Genomic DNA, 23,555 nt, shown 5'->3' with positions numbered 1-23,555 from the left:
CACACTCAGGGTCACGTAGATCCTGTGGGAGCGGGCGCGCCCGCGAAAAGCCCAACACAGCTATCACAAGGAACCCACCATGAACCACGACGTCATCATCACCTGCGCCCTCACCGGCGCCGGCGACACCGCCTCGAAAAGCCACCTGGTCCCGGTCACCCCCAAGCAGATCGCCGAAGCCGCCGTGGAAGCCGCCAAAGCCGGCGCCACCGTGGTCCATTGCCACGTTCGCGACCCGCAAACCGGCCGCTTCAGCCGCGACGTGGCGCTGTACCGCGAAGTCATGGAACGCATCCGCGAAGCTGACGTGGACATCATCGTCAACCTCACCGCCGGCATGGGCGGCGACCTGGAAATCGGCCCAGGCGAAACGCCGCTGGAATTCGGCCCGGGTACCGACCTGATCGGCCCGCTCGAACGCCTGGCGCACGTCGAAGCGCTGCTGCCGGAGATCTGCACGCTGGATTGCGGCACCCTCAACTTTGGCGACGGCAATTCGATCTACGTTTCCACCCCGGCGCAACTGCGGGCCGGCGCCCGGCGCATCACCGAACTGGGGGTCAAGGCCGAGCTGGAAATCTTCGACACCGGCCACCTGTGGTTCGCCAAGCAGATGATCAAGGAAGGCCTGCTCGACGACCCGCTGTTCCAGTTGTGCCTGGGCATTCCTTGGGGTGCGCCGGCCGATACCACCACCATGAAGGCGATGGTCGACAACCTGCCGGCCAATGTCACCTGGGCCGGCTTCGGCATCGGCCGCATGCAGATGCCGATGGCCGCCCAGGCGGTGCTGCTGGGTGGCAATGTGCGGGTGGGCCTGGAAGACAACCTGTACCTGGACCGTGGCGTGCTGGCCAGCAACGGCCAGCTGGTCGAGCGCGCGGTGGAAATCATTTCGCGCCTTGGTGCCCGTGTGCTTACCCCGGCCGAAGGCCGGGAAAAGATGAACCTCAAACGCCGCTGATCCATTCAGGAGAACACCATGACCTTCATCACCCAGATCAACACCTTCGCTGCCCTGGGTAGCGGCGTGATCGGCAGCGGCTGGGTCGCCCGCGCCCTGGCCCACGGCCTGGACGTGGTCGCCTGGGACCCGGCGCCCGGCGCCGAACAGGCGCTGCGCAAGCGTGTTGCCAATGCCTGGCCGGCCTTGCACAAGCAAGGCCTGGCGCCGGGTGCTTCCCCGGACAGGCTGAAGTTCGTCGCCACCATCGAGGAATGCGTGCGTGATGCCGACTTCATCCAGGAAAGCGCGCCGGAGCGGCTGGACCTGAAGCTCGACCTGCACGCGAAAATCAGCGCCGCGGCCAAACCCGACGCCATTATCGGCAGCAGCACCTCGGGCCTGTTGCCCAGCGAGTTCTACGAATCGGCCACCCACCCCGAGCGCTGCGTGGTCGGCCACCCGTTCAACCCGGTGTACCTGCTGCCACTGGTAGAGATCGTCGGCGGCAAACGCACCGCGCCCGAGGCCATCGAAGCGGCCAAGGCCATCTACACCGCGCTGGGCATGCGCCCGCTGCATGTGCGCAAGGAAGTCCCCGGTTTCATCGCCGATCGCCTGCTGGAAGCGCTGTGGCGCGAAGCCCTGCACCTGGTCAACGACGGCGTGGCCAGCACCGGCGAAATCGACGATGCGATCCGCTTCGGCGCCGGGCTGCGCTGGTCGTTCATGGGCACGTTCCTGACCTACACCCTGGCCGGAGGCGACGCCGGCATGCGCCACTTCATGGCCCAGTTCGGTCCGGCGCTGAAGCTGCCGTGGACCTACCTGCCAGCACCGGAGCTGACCGACAAACTGATCGACGACGTGGTCGAAGGCACGTCGGAACAGCTGGGCGAACGTAGCATCGCCGCGCTGGAGCGCTATCGTGATGACACCCTGCTGGCCGTGCTGGACGCCGTGAAAACCAGCAAGGCCAAGCACGGCATGGCTTTCGGCGATTGAGGACCCTGTAATGCCCGCACTGATCACCTACCGCACCCCGGTCCAGGAGGACTGGGTCGACTACAACGGGCATCTGCGCGATGCCTTCTACCTGCTGATCTTCAGCTATGCCACCGATGCACTGATGGAGCGCATCGGCCTGGATGCCGACAGCCGGGGGCAAAGCGGCAATTCGCTGTTCACCCTGGAAGCGCACATCAACTACCTGCACGAAGTGAAGCTGGGCAGCGAGGTGTGGGTGCAGACCCAGATCATCGGCTTCGATCGCAAGCGCTTGCACGTCTACCACAGCCTGCACCGGGCAGGCGTCGACGAGGCGTTGGCGGCCAGCGAGCAGATGCTGCTGCATGTGGACCTGGCCGGGCCGAAGTCGGCGCCGTTCAGTGAGCGCAGTGTGGGGTTGCTGCAGGGGTTGGTGGACCAGCAACAGGATCTGCCAGCAGCCGAGTACCTGGGCCGGGTGATGGGCTTGAACCCCAAGCCGCTGTAGGAGCGGCCTTGTGTCGCGATGGGGCGCGCAGCGGCCCCAGAATTCCAGCATCGATGCAGAAACTGCCGGGGCTGCTTTGCAGCCCATCGCGACACAAGGCCGCTCCTACACGGGTGCGCAACACATTCAAGGCAAAAAAATAGCCCCGGGAAGCCGTGAGCAACCGGGGCCAAGAGCGAGCAGCATCCACGTTGCACGAACGAGGGTGACCAAACCCTCCGTTGCGGTAGATGGCTTGAGTTTGCGCAGTTCATGGCAGCTCGATTTAGCCGGAAACGACCTGTTCTTAGCCAAAGCAGCCATGGCGCCATTCTGTGGTTGCGGGTATGTCGCCAGCGTCACAGAATCGGTCGTAAATCACAGCAGCACTCTCTTAGCGATAAAAGGGACAACAGCCATGATGCATGCGGATTTGATTGACCAGGACGACCTGGCAGGCCACCTGCGCGCGCGCGGGTTCGACATTCCGGCCGGTGCCAGCGCCGAGCAGGCCTGCGAGGCGGTGGTGCGCGGGCTGACCGAGCCTAATGCACGAGCGCTGAAGGGCATGGTGGAGCAGATGTATACCGGTAGCGCGACGATCCTGCCGGCGGTGCGCCAGGCCATCGACAAACAGCTGTTGCCGGCATTGGCGCAGTTCAACCAGCGCGCCTGACCGAACTTTCCTGCACTGGCCTCTTCGCGGATAAACCCGCTCCCACAGGTACTGCACTGAACTTGAAAGCAGTGCAGTACCTGTGGGAGCGGGTTTATCCGCGAAGGGGCCAGTGCCGTTTCAGAGCCTCACACTGGCAAAGGTCGACTCGTTGCGCGCCTGGCTCAGGGCCGCCATCGGCCCGCTGTGCGGCGACAGGGTCATGGCCTGCGGGATCGGCATCATGGCCACCTGCTGCGCGGTGTTGGAACCCACACGCTCGTCACGCGGCGGAATGCCGAAATACTCGCGGTAGCACTTGGAGAAGTGCGGGGTCGACACGAAGCCGCATACCGAGGCCACCTCGATGATCGACATCGGCGTCTGCTTCAGCAGCTGACGGGCGCGGATCAGGCGCAGCTTCAGGTAATAGCGCGACGGCGAACAGTGCAGGTACTTCTGGAACAGCCGCTCGAGCTGGCGACGCGACACCGACACATACACCGCCAGTTCGTCGAGGTCGATCGGCTCTTCGAGGTTGGCCTCCATCAACGCGACGATCTCCTGCAGCTTCGGCTGGTTGGTGCCGAGCATGTGCTTGAGCGGCACGCGCTGGTGGTCCTGCTCGTTGCGAATACGCTCGTAGACGAACATCTCCGAGATCGCCGCCGACAGCTCGCGCCCATGGTCGCGACTGATCAGGTGCAGCATCATGTCCAGCGGCGCAGTGCCGCCAGAGCTGGTGAAGCGGTTACGGTCCAGGGTGAACAGGCGGGTACTCATGTTCACCCGCGGGTAGGCTTCCTGCATGGCCGCCAGACATTCCCAATGCACGCTGCAATCGAAACCGTCGAGCAGGCCGGCGCAGGCCAGCGCCCAGCTGCCGGTGCACACCGCACCCAGGCGGCGCGACTGGCGGGCCTGGGCCTGCAGCCAGGTGACATGCTCACGGGTAACGGTGCGCTGGATGCCGACGCCGCCACAGACGATGACGGTGTCCATCGGTGGGGCGCTGTGCATGGCCGCGTCCGGGGTGATCTGCAGGCCGTCGCTGGCCCACACCTGGCCGCCGTCGACGGTCAGGGTGTGCCAGCGGTACAGCTCGCGACCGGACAACTGGTTGGCCATGCGCAGCGGCTCGACCGCCGAGGCCAGCGAAATCAGGGTGAAATTGTCCAATAGAAGAAACCCGATGGACTGGGGTGCTGTGCGGTTCTGGGTTGGATTCCCGGAGGTGTAGGACGTCATCGCGATTTCTCCTCACACAAATGCAGGGTATGCCTCAGGCGGGCATTCATTTCTTGTTATTACCCCCGCCTCATGTGCAAGGGGCTTGTGCCAATCTCAACGCAAAGGCCGTGCCTGAAATTGAACGGCCATCCAAAAAAACCTGAAAACGACGCCTTTATTCGGCAAATCAGGTGCTTCGATCAAGTTGGCAAGTCTTTGCAAACCGCCGTGCTAGCGCCTTGCGTGTAACTGCTGAGCAATTTGGTGACACGCGCAGGGTTGGTTGCCCAGAAACGACACTATTGAGTGTCACCGACAATGCTCGTACTGATAGCGACACCCGACGATCGGACAGCGTAGACCACGCACTGAAACAGGGCGCGGCGCACTTGAAACGTTCAAGGGCCTCATCGCGGATGAATCCGCTCCTACCAGGGATGCATGACCCTGCAGGAGCGGATTCAGCCGCGATGAGGCCCTTGAGAGGGCTCGACAACTCAGCATTCAATGGCGCTGACCGCCAGGCCACCGCGCGAGGTCTCTTTATATTTGTCGTGCATGTCGGCCCCGGTATCACGCATGGTGCGGATCACCTGGTCGAGGGAAATGAAGTGCTCGCCATCACCACGCAAAGCCATCTGCACCGCATTGATGGCTTTTACCGCAGCAATTGCGTTGCGCTCGATGCACGGCACCTGAACCAACCCGCCAACCGGGTCACAGGTCAGGCCCAGGTTGTGCTCCAGGGCGATTTCAGCGGCGTTTTCCACCTGGGGCGGGGTCGCACCCAGCACTTCGGCCAGCCCGGCAGCTGCCATGGCACAGGCCGAGCCGACTTCACCCTGGCAACCAACTTCGGCACCGGAAATCGACGCGTTCTTCTTGCACAGGATGCCCACCGCAGCGGCAGCGAGGAAGAAGTCGACCACGCTGGACTCGTTCACCGCGTCACTGAAGCGCATGTAGTAGTGCAGCACCGCCGGAATGATGCCGGCAGCGCCGTTGGTCGGTGCCGTGACCATGCGCCCGCCGGCGGCGTTCTCTTCGTTGACCGCCAGGGCGAACAGGTTGACCCATTCCATGGCGCTCATGGTCGAGCCAATCACGTTGGGCTTGCCGATCTCCTGCAGGTTGCGGTGCAGCTTGGCGGCGCGGCGGCGCACATTAAGGCCGCCAGGCAACGTGCCTTCGTACTTCAGGCCATTGTTTACGCATTCCTGCATGGCCTCCCACAGCTTGTGCAGGCCAGCGCGAATCTCTTCCTCGCTACGCCAGACCTTCTCGTTGGCCATCATCAATTGCGACACGCTGAGGTCGTTTTGCTTGCACAGACGCAGCAGTTCAGCGGCACTGTTGAAGTCGTACGGCAGCTCCGTCTGGTCGGCGTCCAGCACGCCGCTGGCGGCCTGGGCAGCATCGACCACGAAGCCGCCACCCACCGAGTAGTAGGTGTCGCGGTGCAGCTCGCCCTGCTCGCCTTCGGCAATCAGGGTCATGGCATTGGGGTGGTACGGCAGGTTCTCGTCCAGCAGCAGCATGTCGCGGGCCCAGACGAATTCGATGGGCAGGCGGCTGTCCAGCAGCAGCGTGCGGGTTTCCCGCAGGTCGGCGATACGCGGCGCGATCTGGGTCGGGTCAATGGCGTCAGGCCATTCGCCCATCAGGCCCATGATGGTGGCGTTGTCGGTGCCGTGGCCGACCCCGGTGGCCGACAGCGAGCCATACAGGCGCACTTCGATCCGCTTCACACGCTCCAGCTCGCCGCGGTCGCGCAGGCCCTGGACGAACAGGGCGCCGGCACGCATGGGGCCGACGGTGTGGGAGCTGGAAGGCCCGACACCGATCTTGAACAGGTCGAACACGCTGATGGCCATTGTCGAATCACCTCTTGATGGGCTTGTCTCTGCGCGCCATGCGCAGGGCGCGGCAGCTGCTAGGCTGAAGCAGCGGGCCGCCTTGAATGCACGCATCATCGGGCTTTTGTCGTCCCCCTCGCCGTCTGCAACCGACGTACTTTTGTCCAGCAGCGCCGCGCTGTTTTTGCATGGGGAGCCAACCTTTCCATGCCGTTTCAGGGCGCCCTGGTGACGCAAAAATGCGCCTAGGGGGATGGAAAAATCCATAAGCGACATCGCCTGTACTGGATACGACCCGTTCCGTACTGGTTACGACCCTACCAGTAGGCGATTGCCCGGCGCTGGAGGATTATCGAAAGCGACTCGTAAAGCACGGCCACGCATCCTGCCCTCTGCAGGCCTGGTCGACCGGACCCTGAGAAAGCCCGGCGACCCACGCGAACCCGAAGACAAATCCACAGGAGTCCATCCATGAAAGGTTCACCATCGCTGTTGCTGGCTGCGTTGCTGTCCGCACCCTTGCTGGCCCAGGCCGCCGAGCCCGAGCAGTGTCAGACGGTACGCTTCTCGGACGTCGGCTGGACCGATATCACGGTCACCACCGCGACCACCAGCGTTGTGCTCGAGGCCTTGGGCTACAAGGCACACACCACCATGATCTCGGTACCGGTGACCTACAAGTCGCTGGCCACCGGCAAGGACCTGGATGTGTTTCTCGGCAACTGGATGCCGACCATGGAGAACGACATCAAGCAATACCGCGACGCCGGCACTGTAGAAACCGTGCGCGCCAACCTGGAAAACGCCAAGTACACCCTGGCTGTGCCCCAGGCCCTGTATGACAAGGGGCTGAAGGATTTCAGCGACATTCCCAAGTTCAAGAAGGAACTGGACAGCAAGATCTACGGCATCGAGCCCGGCAACGATGGCAACCGCACCATCCAGAGCATGATCGACAAGAACGCCTTCGGCCTGAAGGACGCTGGTTTCAAGATCGTGCAGTCCAGCGAGGCCGGCATGCTGTCGCAGGTCGACCGCGCACAGAAGCGCGGCGAGGCCATCGTGTTCCTCGGTTGGGAACCGCACCCGATGAACACCCGCTTCAAGATGCAGTACCTGACCGGCGGGGACGAGTTCTTCGGCCCCGACTTCGGCAAGGCGACCGTGTTGACCAACACCCGCAAGGGCTATGTGCAGGAATGCAGCAACGTTGGCCAGCTGTTGAAGAACCTGTCGTTCGAGCTCAAGGATGAAAGCACCATGATGGGCTATGTCCTGGACGACAAGATGAAACCCGAGGCGGCCGCCAGGAAGTGGCTCAAGGAGAACCCTGGCAAGCTGGAAGCCTGGCTGGCCGGCGTGACTACCGTGGACGGCAAGCCCGGCCTCGAGGCGGCCAAGGCCAAACTGACGCAATAACGCAATATGCAATAGCGCTACCCCAGGGCAGATCGTGTCTGCCCTGGGTTGAGTTCAATCTATGCAGGTGGAAGCTCGCTATCATGCTTATCGATCAGAAAATACCCCTGGGGCAGTACATCGCGTCGTTCGTCGAATGGCTTACCCAGAACGGCGCGAGTTACTTCGACGCCATCGCGCAAGGCCTGGAATTCATGATCCATGGCGTCACCAGTGCCCTGACCTGGTTCAACCCGTTCGTCCTAATCGCCCTGTTCGCCGCCCTGGCGCACCTGATCCAGCGCAAATGGGCGCTGACTGCATTCGTTGCCCTGTCGTTCCTGCTGATCCTCAACCTGGGTTACTGGCAGGAAACCATGGAAACCCTGGCGCAGGTCACCTTCGCCACAGTAGTGTGCGTGGCCATAGGCGTGCCGCTGGGTATCGTCGCCGCGCACAAGCCGATGTTCTACACCGCCATGCGCCCGGTACTCGACCTGATGCAGACGGTCCCCACCTTCGTCTACCTGATTCCCACCCTGACCCTGTTCGGCCTGGGTGTGGTACCGGGGCTGATCTCGACCGTGGTGTTCGCCATCGCCGCGCCGATCCGCCTCACCTACCTGGGCATCTGCGACGTGCCGCAGGAGCTGATGGACGCCGGCAAGGCGTTCGGCTGCTCGCGCCGCCAGCTGCTTACCCGTATCGAACTGCCGCACGCGATGCCGAGCATCGCCGCCGGCGTAACCCAGTGCATCATGCTGTCGCTGTCGATGGTGGTGATTGCCGCCCTGGTCGGCGCTGACGGCCTGGGCAAACCTGTGGTCAACGCACTGAACACCGCTGATATCTCCCTGGGCTTCGAAGCGGGCCTGGCGATCGTGCTGCTGGCGATCATGCTCGACCGTATCTGCAAGCAACCGGACCTGCCGGTAAGGGGTGAAGCATGAGCATCATTCGATTCGAAGACGTCGACGTCATCTTCTCCAGCAAGCCGCGCGAGGCGCTGGCACTGCTCGACCAGGGCAAGACCCGCGAGCAGATCCTCAAGGAAACCGGCCTGGTGGTGGGTGTCGAGAAGGCCAACCTGGACATCCAGAAGGGCGAGATCTGCGTACTGATGGGCTTGTCCGGCTCCGGCAAGTCGAGCCTGCTGCGCTGCATCAACGGCCTCAACACCGTCAGCCGCGGCAAGCTGTTCGTCGAGCACGAAGGCAAGAACATCGACATTGCCCACTGCACCCCGGCCGAGCTGAAGATGATGCGCACCAAGCGCATTGCCATGGTGTTCCAGAAGTTTGCCCTGATGCCCTGGCTGACGGTGCGCGAGAACATCAGCTTTGGCCTGGAAATGCAGGGCCGCCCTGAAAAGGAACGGCGCAAGCTGGTTGACGAGAAGCTCGAGCTGGTGGGCCTGACCCAGTGGCGCAACAAGAAGCCGGACGAACTGTCTGGCGGCATGCAGCAGCGCGTGGGCCTGGCCCGGGCGCTGGCAATGGATGCCGACATCCTGCTGATGGATGAACCGTTCTCGGCACTCGACCCGCTGATTCGCCAGGGCCTGCAAGATGAGTTGCTGGGCCTGCAGGCGAAGCTGAGCAAGACCATCGTGTTCGTCAGCCACGACCTGGACGAGGCGTTGAAGCTGGGTAGCCGCATCGCGATCATGAAGGACGGGCGGATCATCCAGTACAGCAAGCCGGAAGAGATCGTGCTGAACCCGGCCGATGAATATGTGCGTACTTTCGTCGCCCATACCAACCCGCTGAACGTATTGTGCGGCCGCAGCCTGATGCGCAGCCTGGACCAGTGCAAGCGGGTCAACGGCTCGGTGTGCATCGATCCTGGCATCGACTCGTGGCTGGACCTTGGCGAAGGTGGCTCGATCAAGCGCGCACGCCAAGGGCAGAACGGGCTTGACCTGCAGAACTGGGCACCCGGGCAGGATGTGGAGCTGCTGGGCCGCCGCCCAACATTGGTCAATGCCGATATCGGAATGCGCGAGGCGCTACAGATTCGTTATCAGACTGGCAACAAGCTGGTGTTGCAGGACAACGACAAGGTGGTTGGGATTCTTGGCGATACCGAGCTTTACCACGCCTTGCTCGGCAAGAACCACGGTTGAGGGCATGGGGCCGCTTTGCGGCCCATCGCGACGCAAGGCCGCTCCTACAGGGATACGCATCCCCCTGTAGGACCGGCCTTGCGTCGCGATGGGCTGCAAAGCAGCCCCAATCACTGTTTCAGCGCACGACGATCCCGCGCGAAGCCATGTAGGCCTTGGCTTCCGGCACCGTGTACTCACCAAAGTGGAAGATGCTGGCCGCCAGTACCGCACTGGCATGCCCTTCCAGAATGCCGTCAGCCAGGTGCTGCAGGTTACCCACACCCCCCGAGGCAATGACCGGAATACCCAGCGCATCGCTGATCGCGCGGGTGACGCCCAGGTCGAAGCCGTTCTTCATGCCATCCTGGTCCATGCTGGTCAGCAGGATCTCGCCGGCACCCAGGCCTTCCATTTTCTTCGCCCACTCCACCGCGTCCAGCCCGGTCGGCTTGCGCCCACCATGGGTGAAGATTTCCCAGCGCGGTGCTTCACCCGGCGCGGAAACCTTCTTGGCGTCGATGGCGACGACGATGCACTGCGAACCGAAACGGTCCGCCGCCTCGCCGACGAACTCCGGGTTGAACACCGCGGCCGTGTTGATCGAGACCTTGTCGGCACCGGCATTGAGCAGGTTACGGATGTCCTGCACGGTGCGCACGCCACCGCCCACGGTCAGCGGGATGAATACCTGGCTGGCCATGCGTTCGACGGTATGCAGGGTGGTGTCGCGGCCATCGACGCTGGCGGTGATGTCGAGGAAGGTGATTTCGTCGGCACCTTGCTCGTCGTAGCGACGGGCGATTTCCACCGGGTCGCCGGCATCACGGATGTTCTCGAACTTGACGCCCTTGACCACCCGGCCGTTGTCCACGTCCAGGCAAGGGATGATGCGCTTGGCCAGTGCCATGGTTCAGTCCTCAGCCTTGGTAGTTGTCGCAGAAGGCCTGGGCCTCGGCAACATCGAGGGTGCCTTCATAGATGGCACGGCCGGTGATGGCGCCGATGATGCCTGGGGCCTTGGCGTCCAGCAGGGCCTTGATGTCGCCCAGGTTGTGGATGCCGCCCGAGGCGATCACCGGGATCGAAGTAGCTTCTGCCAGCGCCTTGGTGAACGGCACGTTGCAGCCCTGCATCATGCCGTCCTTGGCGATGTCGGTGTAGACGATCGCCGAGACGCCATCGGCCTCGAAACGCTTGGCCAGGTCGATGACCTGCACCGAGCTGACTTCGGCCCAGCCGTCGGTGGCGACGAAGCCGTCCTTGGCATCCAGGCCAACGATGACCTTGCCCGGGAAGGCCTTGCACGCTTCGGCAACGAACTCTGGCTGCTTGACCGCCTTGGTGCCGATAATCACGTAGCTGACACCGGCCTTGACGTAGTGCTCGATGGTTTCCAGCGAGCGGATGCCACCACCGATCTGGATCGGCAGGGTCGGGTAGCGCTTGGCGATGGCGGTAACCACTTCACCGTTGACCGGCTGGCCTTCGAAGGCGCCGTTGAGGTCGACCAGGTGCAGGCGGCGGCAGCCACCCTCGACCCACTTGGCGGCCATGCTCACCGGGTCATCGGAAAATACCGTGGAGTCTTCCATGCGGCCCTGGCGCAGGCGCACGCAGGCACCGTCCTTCAGATCGATAGCGGGGATAATCAGCATCTTGGGAACCTGTCTGTTCTTGGGGTTTCAGGGCTTCTCGAGCGCCCACAGATCGCTTTCGATGCTGTCGAACCGCTCCTTGAGGTGCAGCTGAACATCGGCAATCGCCCTGTTGTAGTAATGGGGTGCAATTTCCTTGCTGAACACATTGAGGACCTCGGCCACCTCGAACGAACCCAGCGTCAACTCGAAACGGTCTTCGAGGAAGCGCTTGAGCGTGTCGAGCGCGGCGCGCTCCTGCTCGGGGGCCAGGGTGATGACTGGGGCCTTGGTCTTCGATCTGCTCATTTACCAGCGCCCGTCCCAGGCGACGAAGTTCTGCAGCAGCTGCAGGCCATGGGTATGGCTCTTCTCCGGGTGGAACTGCACGGCAAAGCGCGAACCATCGGCCAGCGCTGCAGCGAAGTCGACGCCGTAATGGCCACGACCGACCACCTGCGCCGGCTTGCCGGCATCGATGTAGTAGCTGTGCACGAAATAGAAGCGCGCACGGTCGGGGATGTCATGCCACAGCGGGTGGTGGTTGGTCTGGCCCACCTCGTTCCAACCCATGTGCGGCACCTTCAGGTGTTCGCCGTCTTCCTTCAGGTCCTTGCCGAAGAAGCGCACCTGGCCGGGGAACAGGCCAATGCAATCGACACCGTCGTTTTCTTCGCTGTGCTCCAGCAGCGCCTGCATGCCTACGCAGATACCCAGGAACGGGCGGTCCTGGCTGACTTCGCGCACCAGGCTGTCGAAGCCCAGGCGGCGGATTTCAGCCATGCAGTCGCGAATCGCGCCCACCCCCGGGAACACCACGCGGTCGGCCTCGCGGATGACCGCGGCGTCGCTGGTGACCAGTACCTTGCCGGCACCTACATGCTCGAGCGCCTTGGCCACCGAGTGCAGGTTGCCCATGCCATAGTCGATTACGGCTACCGTCTGCATTTACAGGCACCCTTTGGTGGAAGGCATCTGCCCGGCCATGCGCTCGTCGAGGGTGATGGCCATGCGCAGGGCGCGGCCGAATGCCTTGAACACGGTTTCGATCTGGTGGTGGGTGTTGTGGCCACGCAGGTTGTCGATGTGCAGGGTCACCAGGGCGTGGTTGACGAAGCCCTGGAAGAATTCCTGGAACAGGTCGACATCGAAGCCACCAACACTAGCGCGGGTGTATGGCACATGCATCTGCAGGCCCGGGCGACCGGAAAAGTCGATGACCACGCGCGACAGCGCTTCGTCCAGCGGCACGTAGGCATGGCCGTAGCGGAAGATGCCCTTCTTGTCACCGATGGCCTGGGCGAATGCCATGCCCAGGGTGATGCCGACGTCTTCGACGGTATGGTGATCGTCGATATGCGTGTCACCCTTGCACTCGATATCCAGATCGATCAGCCCATGGCGGGCGATCTGGTCCAGCATGTGTTCAAGGAAAGGCACACCGATATCGAATCGGGCCTTGCCACTGCCATCGAGGTTGATCGAGCACTTGACCTGGGTTTCCAGGGTGTTGCGCTCGACGGACGCCTTACGTTCAACCATCACCAGCTCCGCAAAATCATTGGGCGAAAAGGGCTTCATTATAGGCCCAGAACGCGCCCGCTTGAAACGCGGATGACATATGGCATGGCGAGGAATTACGGGGCTGATTAGTGCTACAGGTCTATACAACCGACTAACACGGGACTGTTTGTAGGAGCGGCCTTGGGTCGCGATGGGCCGCAAAGCGGCCCCGGCGATTTCTGCATCAGCGCCGAGACCCTGGGGCCGCTTCGCGCCCCATCGCGACGCCAGGCCGCTCCTACATCATCACGTTACCCGTGGGTACCGGATGATTCCATCAATGGAACAGCACCGCCGTCTTCTGCAGGGTAATCCACACCCCCCAGGCCAACGGCACAACCACCACCGCCCAGGCCAGCAGCACCAGCGGCAGGCTACCCGGCGCTGCTTTCCACTCCAGCGACTGCACGCCATCGGCGCCCTTGTCGTGGCTCAGCGCCCGCTCGGCGGCCAGCTCGGCATCGCTCATGAAGTACTTGTCGGCTACCGGGCGCACCAGCATGTTGCAGACAAAGCCCAGCACCAGCAGGCCGGCCAGGATGTACAGCGTCATGTCGTAAGCCGCGGCACGTTCCACCCCGGCGGCCAGCTGATACTCGCGCAGGTAGGTGATCAGCACCGGCCCCAGCACGCCCGCCGCCGCCCAGGCAGTCAGCAGGCGACCGTGAATGGCACCGACCATCTGCGTGCCGAACAGGTCGGCCAGGTAGGCAGGTACGGTGGAGAAGCCACCGCCGTACATCGACAGGATGATGCAGAACGCCGCCACGAACAGCGCCACGTTACCCAGGTGGCCCATGTTCGGCACCAGGCTGTACAGGCCAACCCCAAGTGCAAAGAAGGCGAAGTAGGTGTTCTTGCGGCCAATGTAATCGGAGAACGAAGCCCAGAAGAACCGCCCACCGATATTGAACAGACTCAGCAGGCCGGTGAAGCCGGCGGCGATCGCGGCAATCTGCGCCAGCTGGGCGCTGTTCAGCTCGCTGAAGCTCAGCCCGTTGCCCAGCAGCTTGCCGGCGAACACTTCCTGCAACAGCGGCGAGGCCATGCCGAGAATGCCGATACCCGCCGACACGTTCAGGCACAGCACCAGCCAGATCAGCGTGAACTGCGGGGTTTTCCACGCCACGCTGACGTGCACGTGGCGGTCGGTGACCATGGTGTTGCCGGCCTTTTTCGCCGGCGCAGTCCAGCCTTCGGGCTTCCAGCCGGTTGGCGGTACGCGATAGGCCAAGGCGCCTGCAGTCATGAACACGAAGTAGATCGCCGCCATGGCCACGAAGCTCTGCCACACCCCCACTTCCTGCGCGTTGCCGAAGTGCCCCATCAGCGCCGTGGCCAGCGGTGCACCGACCATGGCGCCGCCACCGAAGCCCATGATCGCCATGCCGGTGGCCATGCCGCGTTTGTCCGGGAACCATTTGATCAGGGTCGAAACTGGCGAAATGTAGCCCAGGCCCAGGCCGATACCGCCGATTACACCGGAGCCCAGCCACATCAGCCACAGCTGGTGGGTTTTCACCCCCATGGCCGAGATCAGCATGCCGCCACACCAGCACAGCGCCGACACCAGCCCGGCCTTGCGCGGGCCGGCGTGTTCCAGCCAGCCGCCCAGCACCGCCGCCGAGCAACCGAGGAAGACGAAGAACAAGGTGTAGATCCAGCTCAGCATCGAGATCGGCCAGTCACATTCGGCGCTGAACATGCGGGCGATGAAGCCCATGTCCGCCGCGCAGGCGACCGGGGCAGTAATGCCGAGGGCTTGCGACAGCGGTAGCCAGAACACCGAGAAGCCATAGGCCATGCCGATGCACAGGTGAATGGCCAGGGCGGCCGGCGGAACCAGCCAGCGGTTGAAGCCCGGGCGGGCGATAATGCGCTCCTTCGACAGGAAGCCTGGCGCACTGACCAGGGCCCCCGCCGCGACGGTACTGCTCATGGGATAGGATCCTTCTTATAGGGGGAATGCAGGCAAAGCGGCGCAAGGGTAGCAGCATCAAGTAGCGTGAAGGCAATCTGATATTGCAAATTTTCGCTCGGCTGAAACGGTCATGCTGCCTGTTCCGACCCTACCGTCGGCAAGCCGGCGCCCACCGGGACGCAACAGCCAGCGAGGTTTGTGCAGCCTGTGGGGCGCTGGCTGGAAGGTGATTAGGCCAGTGCCGGCGAAACATGCGGAACTGGCAAAATCGTGGTTGTCGAAAGCCTTACCCTCTGATGCACACGTAGGAAATGCCCTGTATCTCTAGTCGAATACGCAGGGACAACCACTGCGGCGCTATACTCTGGCGCTTGAATTTCAAACGACTACAAGGACTCGCCCATGAAAGCGTTCGGCAAAATCCTGGGACTTGGGCTTCTCGGGTTGCTGCTGATCATCGTGGCGCTGGGCTTCGCCCTGACCCACCTGTTCGATCCCAACGACTACAAAGACGAGATTCGCCAGCTGGCGCGCGACAAGGCACACGTCGAGCTCACCCTCAACGGTGACATTGGCTGGAGCCTGTTCCCATGGCTGGGCCTGGAGCTGCACGAAGCAAGCATCGCCACCTTGAACAAACCCAAGGAGCCGTTCGCCGACCTGCAGATGCTGGGCTTGTCGGTGCGTGTGCTGCCACTGCTGCGCCGCGAAGTACAGATGAGCGACGTGCGCGTCGAGGGCCTGAACCTGACCCTGGCGCGTGACGAACAGGGCCATGGCAACTGGGAAGACATCGGCAAGCCGTTGCCCGCCCAGGACGCCGGCGCGCAGGCCAATGCCCCGGCCCAGGCACCCGCCGAACAACAGCCTGCACCGGCCCCCAGCAACGACCGCGCGGTCAAGCTGGATATCGACAGCCTGACCGTGAACAACGCCCGCGTGCAGTACACCGATGCCAAGACCGGCCACAGCTACAGCGCCGAGAGCATCCAGCTGAGCACCGGCCCGGTCCACGAAGGCGCGAACATTCCGCTCAAGGCCAGCGCCTTCCTCAGCGCCAGCCAGCCGAACATCAAGGCCCGCACCGAGCTGGCCGGCGAGTTGCGCTTCGACCGCAAGCTCAAGCGCTACAACTTCGAAGACATGCGCCTGTCGGGCGAAACCTCGGGCGAGCCAACCGGCGGCAAGACTGTAACCTTCGCCGCGCAGGGCCAACTGCTGGTCGACCTGGGCGCCAATGTCGCCTCGTGGAGCGGCCTGAAAGTATCGGCCAACCAGCTGCGCGCCCTGGGCGAGCTGAACCTGCGTGACCTGGACAAGGCACCCCAGCTCAGCGGCGGCCTGTCCATCGCCCAGTTCGACCTGCGCACGTTCCTCGACAGCATTGGCCGCCCACTACCGGCCAGCAACGACCCGGCAGCCTTCTCCAGGCTGGAAATGGTCACCCGCCTGCAAGGCACGCCGAACAGCCTGGCCCTGGAAGACCTGGCCGTGAAGCTGGACGACAGCACCTTCACCGGCCGCGTGGCCGTCGAGGATTTCGCCAAGCAAGCCCTGCGCCTGCAGCTCAAGGGCGACAGCTTCGACGCCGACCGCTACCTGCCGGCCAAGAGCGAGCAGGCCAAGGGTGCCACTGCCGCGCGCCAGGCCGAGGTCAAGCAGCAGGAAGCCAGCGCGGTCGCCGGTGCCGGCACCACGCCGCTGCCCAACGCCCCCACCCAGGTAGCCTGGAGCGACGACAAGCTGTTGCCGGTCGACCGCCTGCGCGCCCTCGACCTGCAGGCCGACCTGGCCTTCGGCGCGCTGACCCTGGATAAACTGCCGATCACCGATGCCCAGCTCAAGGCCATCGGCCAGGGCGGCCTGCTGACCCTGCAAACCCTGCGTGGCGGGCTGTACAACGGCACCTTCGAGGCCAAGGGCACCGTCGATGTTCGCCCTGCCGTGCCGCAACTGGGCGTCAACACCAACATCCAGCGGGTACCGGTGGAGCACTTCATCAAGACCGAGGGCAAGGAACAGCAGCCGCCGGTCAAAGGCCTGCTGACCCTGACCAGCGACCTGACCGCCACCGGCAACAGCCACAAGGCCCTGGTGGATACCCTCAACGGCAACGCCAGTTTCGTCATCAACGACGGCGTGCTGGTCAATGCCAACCTGGAACAGCAACTGTGCCAGGCCATCGCCACGCTCAACCGCAAATCGCTGAACGGCGAGCCTCGCGGCAAGGACACCCCCTTCCAGGAGCTGCGCGGCAGCCTGGTGGTACGCAATGGGGTCGCCAGCAACCCGGACCTCAAGGCGCGCATCCCAGGCCTTACCGTCAACGGCCAGGGGGACCTCGACCTGCGCGTGCTAGGCATGGACTACAAGGTCGGCGTGATTGTCGAAGGCGACCAGCGCGCCATGCCCGACCCGGCCTGCCAGGTCAACGAACGCTATGTTGGCGTGGAAGTGCCACTGCGTTGCCGCGGCCCGCTGGAGCTGGGCGCCAAGGCCTGCCGCCTGGACCAGGACGGCCTGGGCAAGGTTGCCGCCAAGCTGGCCGGCAACCGCCTGCAGGAAAAGCTCGATGAAAAACTCGGAGACAAAGTGAGCCCGGAAGTGAAAGACGCGCTCAAGGGGCTGTTCAAGCGATGACCCCAGAGCAGTTCTCCAGCGCTGTGCTGGATTGGTATGACGAGCACGGCCGGCACGACCTGCCCTGGCAGCAGGGCATCACCCCGTACCGGGTGTGGGTGTCGGAAATCATGCTGCAGCAGACCCAGGTCAGCACCGTGCTCAACTACTTCGACCGCTTCATGCAGGCCCTGCCGACCGTGCAGGCCCTGGCCGAAGCGCCCGAGGACGAGGTGCTGCACCTGTGGACCGGCCTGGGCTACTACACCCGGGCGCGCAACCTGCAGAAGGCCGCGAAGATCGTGGTCGAGCAGCATGCTGGCGAATTCCCGCGCAGTGTCGAGCAGCTCACCGAGCTGCCCGGCATCGGCCGTTCCACCGCAGGCGCCATCGCCAGCATCAGCATGGGCATCCGCGCACCGATCCTCGACGGCAACGTGAAACGCGTGCTGGCCCGCTACACCGCCCAGGCCGGCTACCCTGGCGAGCCCAAGGTGGCCAACCAGCTGTGGGCCACGGCCGAGCGCTTTACCCCGCAGCAGCGCGCCAACCACTACACCCAGGCGATGATGGACATGGGCGCCACGCTGTGCACCCGCAGCAAGCCCAGCTGCCTGATCTGCCCACTGCGGCGCGGCTGCCAAGCGCACCTGCATGGCGAAGAAACCCGCTACCCGGAACCCAAGCCGCGCAAGGCGCTGCCACAACGGCGCACGCTGATGCCGCTGCTGGCCAACCACGAAGGCGCCATCCTGCTTTACCGCCGCCCGTCCAGCGGGTTGTGGGGTGGCTTGTGGAGCCTGCCGGAACTGGACGACATCGCCCAGCTCGACGACCTGGCCTACCAGCACGGCCTGCGCCTGGCCGAAAGCCGCGCCATGGACGGCCTGACCCATACCTTCAGCCACTTCCAGCTGGCGATCGAGCCCTGGCTGGTGCGCGTCGACCCGCTCGGCCAGCACGTGGCCGAGGCCGACTGGCTCTGGTATAACCTCGCCACCCCGCCGCGCCTGGGCCTTGCCGCCCCGGTGAAAAAGCTGCTCAAACGCGCGGCCGACGAACTGATTGCAGGAGACGCCCGATGACCCGCACCGTGATGTGCCGCAAGTACAAAGAAGAACTGCCAGGCCTGGAGCGCCCGCCCTACCCCGGCGCCAAGGGCCAGGACATCTTCGAACACATCTCGCAGAAGGCCTGGGCCGACTGGCAGAAACACCAGACCATGCTGATCAACGAAAAGCGCCTGAACATGATGAACGCCGAGGACCGCAAATTCCTCCAGGGCGAGATGGACAAGTTTTTCGCCGGCGAAGAATACGCCCAGGCGGAAGGCTACGTGCCGCCCTCGGAATGACCCCACGGAACGTAAGCGACGGAATTAATTTAAAATTTTTTCAAAAAGTCGTTGACGAGCGGTCTGAAAGTCTATTTAATTCACCTCGTCGCCCAGATAGCTCAGTCGGTAGAGCAGAGGATTGAAAATCCTCGTGTCGGCGGTTCGACTCCGTCTCTGGGCACCACCTTCAGCTTCTGGTGGTTGCAAAGTTACCCGAAGCGACAACAAGAAACCCGCCTAGTGCGGGTTTTTTGTTGTCTGCGATTTTTGCGCAAGGCATGGCAGCCTACCGGCCTTGCTACCATCCCATGAACCTTATCCTGCAGCGCGCGGCAGCAGCTCGGCATGAAGCCTTACCCCCAGCGCCGCCATCACTTTCATGATGGTTGCCAGGCTCGGGTTACCTTCCGCAGACAGCGCCTTGTACAGCCCTTCCCGTGTCAGGCCGGTGTCACGCGCCAACTGAGCCATGCCTCGGGCACGGGCGATATCGCCCAAAGCAGCAGCAAGCAGTGCCGGGTCGTTTTCCTCCAGACACGCCTCAAGGTACAAGGCCATGTCTTCCTCTGTTTTCAAATGGTCCACAGCGTCCCATTTGCTCAGCTTGATATCTGTCATGGCAGCCTCCTAAAGGTCTCGTGCGAGCTTGAGGGCAGATTTGATATCTCTGGCCTGGCTGGCCTTATCGCCACCCGCCAAGAGGATGATCACCTCATAGCCTCGTTGAACGAAATACACCCGATAGCCCGGAACATAATCGATCCTGAGTTCGGATACTCCCACAGCAACGGGCTTACAGTCCCCCATCACCCCGAGCTCCACTCGACGCAACCTGACGTTGATACGAGCCTTTGCCCGTGGATCACGCAGAGCAGCGAACCACCTTCGGTAGGTCTCGGCTTGAATTAATGTGTGCATGAGAAAAATGTAAACCGTAGTTCACACTACATTCAATTTGCAGCTGTTTCAAACTGTTTATCCATACGCTGTTGACCAGCATCAAAATGCCATTAATCGCTCATCCTAGAATGCCAGATGGCCATCCGAATCGACCCGCAAGGACCGTCATGAGCGAAGAATCCCCCCTCCTGCTCCCCGCCCCCAGCGAACCTGCTGCCGCCCCAGCCCGCACCCGCCGCCCACGCCAGCGCAAGCCGGAGCCGAGCATCACCCGTGTCAGCCAGCAACCCGCAGCCCTGGAAGTGGCCACGGCACCCAAAGGCAGCAACGAAGACAGCACTTCAGCCCGCCTGCCAGAAAGCTACCCCTACCGCACCCGGCTGCGCCGCCAGGACTATGAAAAGGCCAAGCACGCGCTGCAGATCGAATTGCTGAAGGTGCAAAGCTGGGTGAAGGAAACCGGCCAGCGCGTGGTAATCCTGTTCGAAGGGCGCGATGCAGCCGGCAAGGGCGGTACCATCAAGCGTTTCATGGAGCACCTCAACCCGCGCGGTGCGCGCATCGTGGCCCTGGAGAAGCCTTCCGAGCAGGAAAAAGGCCAGTGGTACTTCCAGCGCTACATCCAGCACCTGCCCACGGCGGGTGAAATGGTGTTCTTTGACCGCTCCTGGTACAACCGCGCCGGGGTCGAGAAGGTGATGGATTTCTGCACGCCACTGCAGTACCTGGAGTTCATGCGCCAGGCGCCGGAGCTGGAACGCATGCTGTGCAACAGCGGCATCCTGCTGTTCAAGTACTGGTTCTCGGTGAACCGCGAAGAGCAACTGCGCCGTTTCATCTCGCGCCGGGACGACCCGCTCAAGCACTGGAAGCTGTCACCCATCGACATCAAGTCGCTGGACAAGTGGGAGGACTATACCGCCGCCAAGGAGGCGATGTTCTTCCATACCGATACCGCCGACGCGCCCTGGACGGTGATCAAGTCCGATGACAAGAAACGGGCGCGGATCAACTGTATCCGCCACTTCCTGCATTCGCTGGACTACCCGGGCAAGGACCCGCAGGTGGCACACGCCCCCGACCCGCAGCTGGTAGGCCGGGCTTCACGTGGTTTCGAAGAAGACGAGACACCACGGCCAGCAGGCTGACGCCCGACCTGCCATCGACAGACGCCGCAGCCCGAGACGGGCTGCGGGCGCATCTTAGTCGCCTGTCATGCAACGAAGATGCTCGAAAGCATCTTGGGTCATGCAGCCCATATAGGAGATTCCGTGCAGATCAAGCGGAAACTCACTGTCTTCCTGGGCTTTTTCGCTAATTGCCGCAACGTCAGCCTTTGTGATCGACTGTCGGTCGCACTTGGCGAAACCGGTCGCATAAAAAAGTCTACCCTCCTCGTCATAGCCATACAGGGTTACAAGATAGAAATGCTTCATGGCTCTCTCCTTCCGCGCAGCTGCGCGCGTTTTGCAAACGCCGATTGACATAGCAGTGAGCCGCCACCCAGACAGGGATGACGGTGCAGAGACGTTATGCAGTTCAGGTAGCGGGCATAAGCTGGAGGCATGTCCATCGCAGAGAGCATCGCCCCGCGGCGGCACACGGCTTGGGTTTATCCGGCAATTGCGCTTCAATACGCGCAATTTCCAGCAGCCTCAGGATTTGCCCCATGGCCACCCCTACCAAGCAACAGAAACGCGCCAAGCGCGCCGCCAGCAAGGCCAAGCAGAACCGCATGGTACGCAGCGGCCAGGCGGTCAAAGCCAGTGCCGGCGACAGTGCCAGCATCGAGCAGGTGTACAACAAGGCCATGGAGTCGGGCAGCTACGATGCGCTGTTCAAGAAGATGAAGGAAGCCCAGGAGGGCGGCCTGGTACCGATGATCTCGGTGTTCCTGGTAGACCCGCTGCTGGGCCTGGTGCTCAAGGGGCACAAGGAAGAACACGCCACCGACTACATCGTGCTGGTGTTCAACGCCTACCGCAAATGGCTGGACGGTGCAGACGAAGAGGCCACCATGGCCTGGCTGGAAAGCGACGAATTCCAGGCAGCTTATGTCGCGGCATCGGAGCTGGTTGCCAAGCAGCAGCAACAACAGAAGCAGTTTGGCTGACAGGGCCAGGTAGCCTGTTCCGGCCTCTTCGCGGGCTTGCCCGCTCCCACAGGTTCACCGCCAGCCTGAAGGCAACGCCACCCATGTGGGAGCGGGCAAGCCCGCGAAAGGGCCGGAACAGGCAACAAAAAAGGCCGCGCCCTGCACAGGACGCGGCCTTTTCATTTGCAGCCAGCGCGGATCAGTTATCCAGCGCTACCCGCCCGGCAGCTTCACGCTTGCGGTGCACCAGCAAGCCCGCCGCCACCACACCAATGCTCAGCAGCGCGGTCGCGATGATTTCGGCGCGGTGGTCTTCACGCAGCGCCATCACCACCAAAATGGCAATGATGAAGGCGATGGTCGCCCAGGTCAGGCCCGGGAACAGCCACATCTTGAAGGTAATCTTCTCGCCGCGGGCCTCACGCTGGGCACGCATGCGCAGCTGCGACACGGCAATCACCAGGTACACCAGCAGCGCAATGGCACCGGAGCTGGCCAGCAGGAACTCGAACACCTGGGCCGGGGCCACGAAGTTGGCGAACACGCAAAGGAACGCCGCTGCGGTAGACAGCAGCACAGCCACATGCGGGGTAGCCGACTTGGTGGTGCGCTGGGCGATGGCCGGGGCGTCACCGCGCTTGCTCAGCGAGAACAGCATGCGCGAGGAGGTGTACAGCGCCGAGTTCAGGCAGCTGGTTACCGCGATCAGCACGACGATGTCGACGATCAGCTTGGCATTCGGCACGCCGATGCGGCTCAGCACGGTCTGGTAGGAACCGGTTTCGGCCAGCGCCGGGGCGTTCCACGGCACCAGGGCCACGACCAGGAAGATCGACACCAGGTAGAACAGGCAGATACGCCAGATGACCGAGTTGGTAGCACGGCTGATCTGCTTGCCCGGGTCCTTCGACTCGGCCGCGGCGATGGTGACGATTTCGGTACCCATGAACGAGAACATGGTGGTCAGCATGGCTGCCAGCACCGCGCCCAGGCCGTTGGGCATGAAGCCCTGGGTGTCGAACAGGTGGCTGGCACCGCTGACCTGGCTGCTCGGCACGAAGCCGAACAAGGCAGCACAACCCACGGCGATGAAGCCGATGATCGCCAGCACCTTGAGCAGGGCGAACCAGAACTCGAACTCACCGTAGTTCTTCACGCTGCACAGGTTGGTCAGGGTCAGCGCCAGGGTGATCACCAGGGAGAACGCCCACAGGTCGACCGCAGGGAACCAGGCGTGCAGGATGGCTGCGGCGGCGTTGGCTTCCAGCGGAATCACCAGCACCCAGAACCACCAGTACAGCCAGCCGATGGTGAAACCGGCCCAGCGCCCGATGGCGCGGTCGGCATAAGTAGAGAACGAACCGGTGTCAGGCGAGGCGACCGCCATTTCACCCAACATGCGCATGACCAGTACGACCAGCGTACCGGCAGCAGCGTAAGCCAGCAGCACGGCAGGGCCGGCAGCGGCAATGGCGTGGCCGGAGCCAACGAAAAGGCCGGCACCGATCACGCCAGCGATGGACAGCATGGTCACATGCCGTTGTTTGAGCCCCTGAGCGAGGTCATTGGAATTGTTACCGCTCATAAAACTACCTTTGTAAGGAGTGGACCACCCGACTGCGGTTACAAAGCGCGCCAAGGGTTGACCTGGGCGTCGCTGCAATCGGCGGTTTCCTGCTGGCAATAAGCGCGCCATGTGCTGAATGCGTTCGTCAGAAAGCCCGGCAGGCCTTTCAGCACGCGGTTCGGAGGGCTTTCGGCCAAGAGCTGACCGAAAGGACATCAAATCTTCGGATTACTGGAATACCCACTTACAAACGCACC

24 protein-coding genes and 1 tRNA gene are annotated in these 23,555 nt (G+C 62.9%); 13 read left to right on the top strand and 12 right to left on the bottom strand.

The features are described 5' to 3' along the window. Window positions 1-79 precede the first annotated feature (79 nt). From JKP78_RS19150 to JKP78_RS19135, 4 genes are all read left to right on the top strand, one after another. The gene (locus tag JKP78_RS19150) at window positions 80-964 is read left to right on the top strand and encodes a 3-keto-5-aminohexanoate cleavage protein (protein ID WP_170027863.1); all 885 of its coding nucleotides are present in this window, start codon (window positions 80-82) and stop codon (window positions 962-964) included. Window positions 965-982: 18 nt separating this feature from the next. Beyond that, complete coding sequence (locus JKP78_RS19145; RefSeq protein WP_186687542.1) at window positions 983-1,948, top strand: L-carnitine dehydrogenase; 966 nt, start codon at window positions 983-985, stop codon at window positions 1,946-1,948. Between the two features lie 10 nt (window positions 1,949-1,958). Further along, on the top strand, window positions 1,959-2,438 hold the full coding sequence (locus JKP78_RS19140; RefSeq protein WP_186687545.1) for a thioesterase family protein: 480 nt from the start codon (window positions 1,959-1,961) through the stop codon (window positions 2,436-2,438). Window positions 2,439-2,835: 397 nt separating this feature from the next. Beyond that, window positions 2,836-3,093: a hypothetical protein gene (locus JKP78_RS19135; RefSeq protein WP_170027860.1), complete on the top strand. Its 258-nt coding sequence runs from the start codon at window positions 2,836-2,838 to the stop codon at window positions 3,091-3,093. A 120-nt stretch (window positions 3,094-3,213) separates the two neighbouring features. On the opposite strand, the gene JKP78_RS19130 is transcribed toward JKP78_RS19135, so the two are convergent. After that, complete coding sequence (locus JKP78_RS19130) at window positions 3,214-4,320, bottom strand: GlxA family transcriptional regulator (RefSeq protein WP_186674957.1); 1,107 nt, start codon at window positions 4,318-4,320, stop codon at window positions 3,214-3,216. A gap of 479 nt (window positions 4,321-4,799) precedes the next feature. After that, window positions 4,800-6,176, bottom strand: coding sequence for an L-serine ammonia-lyase (locus JKP78_RS19125; RefSeq protein ID WP_186687547.1), 1,377 nt, complete (start codon window positions 6,174-6,176; stop codon window positions 4,800-4,802). 453 nt (window positions 6,177-6,629) lie between these two features. Between JKP78_RS19125 and JKP78_RS19120 the strand changes: the two genes are divergently transcribed. From JKP78_RS19120 to choV, 3 genes are all read left to right on the top strand, one after another. After that, the gene (locus tag JKP78_RS19120) at window positions 6,630-7,577 is read left to right on the top strand and encodes a choline ABC transporter substrate-binding protein (protein WP_170027858.1); all 948 of its coding nucleotides are present in this window, start codon (window positions 6,630-6,632) and stop codon (window positions 7,575-7,577) included. Window positions 7,578-7,657: 80 nt separating this feature from the next. Further along, the gene (gene choW / locus JKP78_RS19115; protein ID WP_170034006.1) at window positions 7,658-8,506 is read left to right on the top strand and encodes a choline ABC transporter permease subunit; all 849 of its coding nucleotides are present in this window, start codon (window positions 7,658-7,660) and stop codon (window positions 8,504-8,506) included. Beyond that, window positions 8,503-9,681 (top strand): choline ABC transporter ATP-binding protein, encoded by a 1,179-nt coding sequence (gene choV / locus JKP78_RS19110; RefSeq protein ID WP_170027857.1) that lies wholly within the window; start codon window positions 8,503-8,505, stop codon window positions 9,679-9,681. The genes choW and choV overlap by 4 nt, the downstream gene beginning before the upstream one ends. A gap of 118 nt (window positions 9,682-9,799) precedes the next feature. On the opposite strand, the gene hisF is transcribed toward choV, so the two are convergent. The 6 genes from hisF to JKP78_RS19080 all read right to left on the bottom strand — a co-directional run bounded on the left by hisF (window position 9,800) and on the right by JKP78_RS19080 (window position 14,799). Continuing rightward, the gene (gene hisF, locus JKP78_RS19105; RefSeq protein WP_200627245.1) at window positions 9,800-10,570 is read right to left on the bottom strand and encodes an imidazole glycerol phosphate synthase subunit HisF; all 771 of its coding nucleotides are present in this window, start codon (window positions 10,568-10,570) and stop codon (window positions 9,800-9,802) included. Between the two features lie 10 nt (window positions 10,571-10,580). Continuing rightward, on the bottom strand, window positions 10,581-11,318 hold the full coding sequence (gene hisA / locus JKP78_RS19100) for a 1-(5-phosphoribosyl)-5-[(5-phosphoribosylamino)methylideneamino]imidazole-4-carboxamide isomerase (RefSeq protein WP_003257484.1): 738 nt from the start codon (window positions 11,316-11,318) through the stop codon (window positions 10,581-10,583). Window positions 11,319-11,345: 27 nt separating this feature from the next. Further along, a complete protein-coding gene (locus JKP78_RS19095; RefSeq protein ID WP_200627243.1) occupies window positions 11,346-11,606 on the bottom strand; it encodes a DUF2164 domain-containing protein in 261 nt (86 codons plus the stop codon). Next, window positions 11,607-12,245 (bottom strand): imidazole glycerol phosphate synthase subunit HisH, encoded by a 639-nt coding sequence (hisH, locus tag JKP78_RS19090; protein WP_170027853.1) that lies wholly within the window; start codon window positions 12,243-12,245, stop codon window positions 11,607-11,609. Beyond that, entirely contained in the window at window positions 12,246-12,839 is a 594-nt protein-coding gene (gene hisB, locus JKP78_RS19085; protein WP_003255736.1) for an imidazoleglycerol-phosphate dehydratase HisB, read from the bottom strand. Window positions 12,840-13,137: 298 nt separating this feature from the next. Continuing rightward, a complete protein-coding gene (locus JKP78_RS19080; RefSeq protein WP_200627231.1) occupies window positions 13,138-14,799 on the bottom strand; it encodes an OFA family MFS transporter in 1,662 nt (553 codons plus the stop codon). 384 nt (window positions 14,800-15,183) lie between these two features. Here JKP78_RS19080 and JKP78_RS19075 point away from each other — a divergent pair, with 384 nt between their 5' ends. The 4 genes from JKP78_RS19075 (at window position 15,184) to JKP78_RS19060 (ending at window position 18,920) form a co-directional block, all read left to right on the top strand. After that, window positions 15,184-17,421, top strand: coding sequence for an AsmA family protein (locus tag JKP78_RS19075; RefSeq protein ID WP_200627229.1), 2,238 nt, complete (start codon window positions 15,184-15,186; stop codon window positions 17,419-17,421). Beyond that, window positions 17,418-18,485, top strand: a complete 1,068-nt coding sequence (gene mutY / locus JKP78_RS19070) for an A/G-specific adenine glycosylase (protein ID WP_186687552.1) — start codon at window positions 17,418-17,420, stop codon at window positions 18,483-18,485. Before JKP78_RS19075 ends, mutY begins: the two co-directional genes overlap by 4 nt. Continuing rightward, a complete protein-coding gene (locus tag JKP78_RS19065; RefSeq protein ID WP_003257478.1) occupies window positions 18,482-18,754 on the top strand; it encodes an oxidative damage protection protein in 273 nt (90 codons plus the stop codon). Before mutY ends, JKP78_RS19065 begins: the two co-directional genes overlap by 4 nt. 90 nt (window positions 18,755-18,844) lie before the next feature. Beyond that, a tRNA-Phe gene (locus tag JKP78_RS19060) sits at window positions 18,845-18,920 on the top strand. A 131-nt stretch (window positions 18,921-19,051) separates the two neighbouring features. On the opposite strand, the gene JKP78_RS19055 is transcribed toward JKP78_RS19060, so the two are convergent. Together JKP78_RS19055 and JKP78_RS19050 are read right to left on the bottom strand one after the other, a co-directional pair. Next, entirely contained in the window at window positions 19,052-19,354 is a 303-nt protein-coding gene (locus tag JKP78_RS19055; RefSeq protein ID WP_200627227.1) for an addiction module antidote protein, read from the bottom strand. A 9-nt stretch (window positions 19,355-19,363) separates the two neighbouring features. Continuing rightward, window positions 19,364-19,654, bottom strand: a complete 291-nt coding sequence (locus JKP78_RS19050) for a type II toxin-antitoxin system RelE/ParE family toxin (RefSeq protein ID WP_200627225.1) — start codon at window positions 19,652-19,654, stop codon at window positions 19,364-19,366. A gap of 149 nt (window positions 19,655-19,803) precedes the next feature. On the opposite strand from JKP78_RS19050, the gene ppk2 reads away from it, so the two are divergent. Beyond that, window positions 19,804-20,784 (top strand): polyphosphate kinase 2, encoded by a 981-nt coding sequence (gene ppk2, locus JKP78_RS19045; RefSeq protein WP_234454665.1) that lies wholly within the window; start codon window positions 19,804-19,806, stop codon window positions 20,782-20,784. Between the two features lie 54 nt (window positions 20,785-20,838). On the opposite strand, the gene JKP78_RS19040 is transcribed toward ppk2, so the two are convergent. Beyond that, window positions 20,839-21,072, bottom strand: coding sequence for a hypothetical protein (locus JKP78_RS19040; RefSeq protein WP_200627223.1), 234 nt, complete (start codon window positions 21,070-21,072; stop codon window positions 20,839-20,841). 233 nt (window positions 21,073-21,305) lie between these two features. On the opposite strand from JKP78_RS19040, the gene JKP78_RS19035 reads away from it, so the two are divergent. Beyond that, window positions 21,306-21,749, top strand: coding sequence for a hypothetical protein (locus JKP78_RS19035; protein ID WP_170027848.1), 444 nt, complete (start codon window positions 21,306-21,308; stop codon window positions 21,747-21,749). Between the two features lie 181 nt (window positions 21,750-21,930). On the opposite strand, the gene gabP is transcribed toward JKP78_RS19035, so the two are convergent. Next, a complete protein-coding gene (gene gabP / locus JKP78_RS19030; protein ID WP_200627221.1) occupies window positions 21,931-23,316 on the bottom strand; it encodes a GABA permease in 1,386 nt (461 codons plus the stop codon). Window positions 23,317-23,555 lie beyond the last annotated feature (239 nt).

This window comes from Pseudomonas sp. LAM2023 (assembly GCF_016620375.1).
In the GTDB taxonomy this organism is placed as follows: Bacteria; Pseudomonadota; Gammaproteobacteria; order Pseudomonadales; family Pseudomonadaceae; genus Aquipseudomonas; species Aquipseudomonas anuradhapurensis.
The sequence above is the reverse complement of the archived record's forward strand: the minus strand, read 5'-3'. Positions and strand labels throughout refer to the sequence as shown.

Excerpts from the sequence above, each read along its gene's own strand:
- JKP78_RS19150 (WP_170027863.1), top strand. The coding sequence starts at position 80 with ATGAACCACGACGTCATCATCACCTGCGCCCTCACCGGCGCCGGCGAC.
- JKP78_RS19145 (WP_186687542.1), top strand. The coding sequence starts at position 983 with ATGACCTTCATCACCCAGATCAACACCTTCGCTGCCCTGGGTAGCGGC.
- JKP78_RS19140 (WP_186687545.1), top strand. The coding sequence starts at position 1,959 with ATGCCCGCACTGATCACCTACCGCACCCCGGTCCAGGAGGACTGGGTC.
- JKP78_RS19135 (WP_170027860.1), top strand. The coding sequence starts at position 2,836 with ATGATGCATGCGGATTTGATTGACCAGGACGACCTGGCAGGCCACCTG.
- JKP78_RS19130 (WP_186674957.1), bottom strand. The coding sequence starts at position 4,320 with ATGACGTCCTACACCTCCGGGAATCCAACCCAGAACCGCACAGCACCC.
- JKP78_RS19125 (WP_186687547.1), bottom strand. The coding sequence starts at position 6,176 with ATGGCCATCAGCGTGTTCGACCTGTTCAAGATCGGTGTCGGGCCTTCC.
- JKP78_RS19120 (WP_170027858.1), top strand. The coding sequence starts at position 6,630 with ATGAAAGGTTCACCATCGCTGTTGCTGGCTGCGTTGCTGTCCGCACCC.
- choV (WP_170027857.1), top strand. The coding sequence starts at position 8,503 with ATGAGCATCATTCGATTCGAAGACGTCGACGTCATCTTCTCCAGCAAG.
- hisF (WP_200627245.1), bottom strand. The coding sequence starts at position 10,570 with ATGGCACTGGCCAAGCGCATCATCCCTTGCCTGGACGTGGACAACGGC.
- hisA (WP_003257484.1), bottom strand. The coding sequence starts at position 11,318 with ATGCTGATTATCCCCGCTATCGATCTGAAGGACGGTGCCTGCGTGCGC.
- JKP78_RS19095 (WP_200627243.1), bottom strand. The coding sequence starts at position 11,606 with ATGAGCAGATCGAAGACCAAGGCCCCAGTCATCACCCTGGCCCCCGAG.
- hisH (WP_170027853.1), bottom strand. The coding sequence starts at position 12,245 with ATGCAGACGGTAGCCGTAATCGACTATGGCATGGGCAACCTGCACTCG.
- hisB (WP_003255736.1), bottom strand. The coding sequence starts at position 12,839 with ATGGTTGAACGTAAGGCGTCCGTCGAGCGCAACACCCTGGAAACCCAG.
- JKP78_RS19080 (WP_200627231.1), bottom strand. The coding sequence starts at position 14,799 with ATGAGCAGTACCGTCGCGGCGGGGGCCCTGGTCAGTGCGCCAGGCTTC.
- JKP78_RS19075 (WP_200627229.1), top strand. The coding sequence starts at position 15,184 with ATGAAAGCGTTCGGCAAAATCCTGGGACTTGGGCTTCTCGGGTTGCTG.
- mutY (WP_186687552.1), top strand. The coding sequence starts at position 17,418 with ATGACCCCAGAGCAGTTCTCCAGCGCTGTGCTGGATTGGTATGACGAG.
- JKP78_RS19065 (WP_003257478.1), top strand. The coding sequence starts at position 18,482 with ATGACCCGCACCGTGATGTGCCGCAAGTACAAAGAAGAACTGCCAGGC.
- JKP78_RS19055 (WP_200627227.1), bottom strand. The coding sequence starts at position 19,354 with ATGACAGATATCAAGCTGAGCAAATGGGACGCTGTGGACCATTTGAAA.
- JKP78_RS19050 (WP_200627225.1), bottom strand. The coding sequence starts at position 19,654 with ATGCACACATTAATTCAAGCCGAGACCTACCGAAGGTGGTTCGCTGCT.
- ppk2 (WP_234454665.1), top strand. The coding sequence starts at position 19,804 with ATGAGCGAAGAATCCCCCCTCCTGCTCCCCGCCCCCAGCGAACCTGCT.
- JKP78_RS19040 (WP_200627223.1), bottom strand. The coding sequence starts at position 21,072 with ATGAAGCATTTCTATCTTGTAACCCTGTATGGCTATGACGAGGAGGGT.
- JKP78_RS19035 (WP_170027848.1), top strand. The coding sequence starts at position 21,306 with ATGGCCACCCCTACCAAGCAACAGAAACGCGCCAAGCGCGCCGCCAGC.
- gabP (WP_200627221.1), bottom strand. The coding sequence starts at position 23,316 with ATGAGCGGTAACAATTCCAATGACCTCGCTCAGGGGCTCAAACAACGG.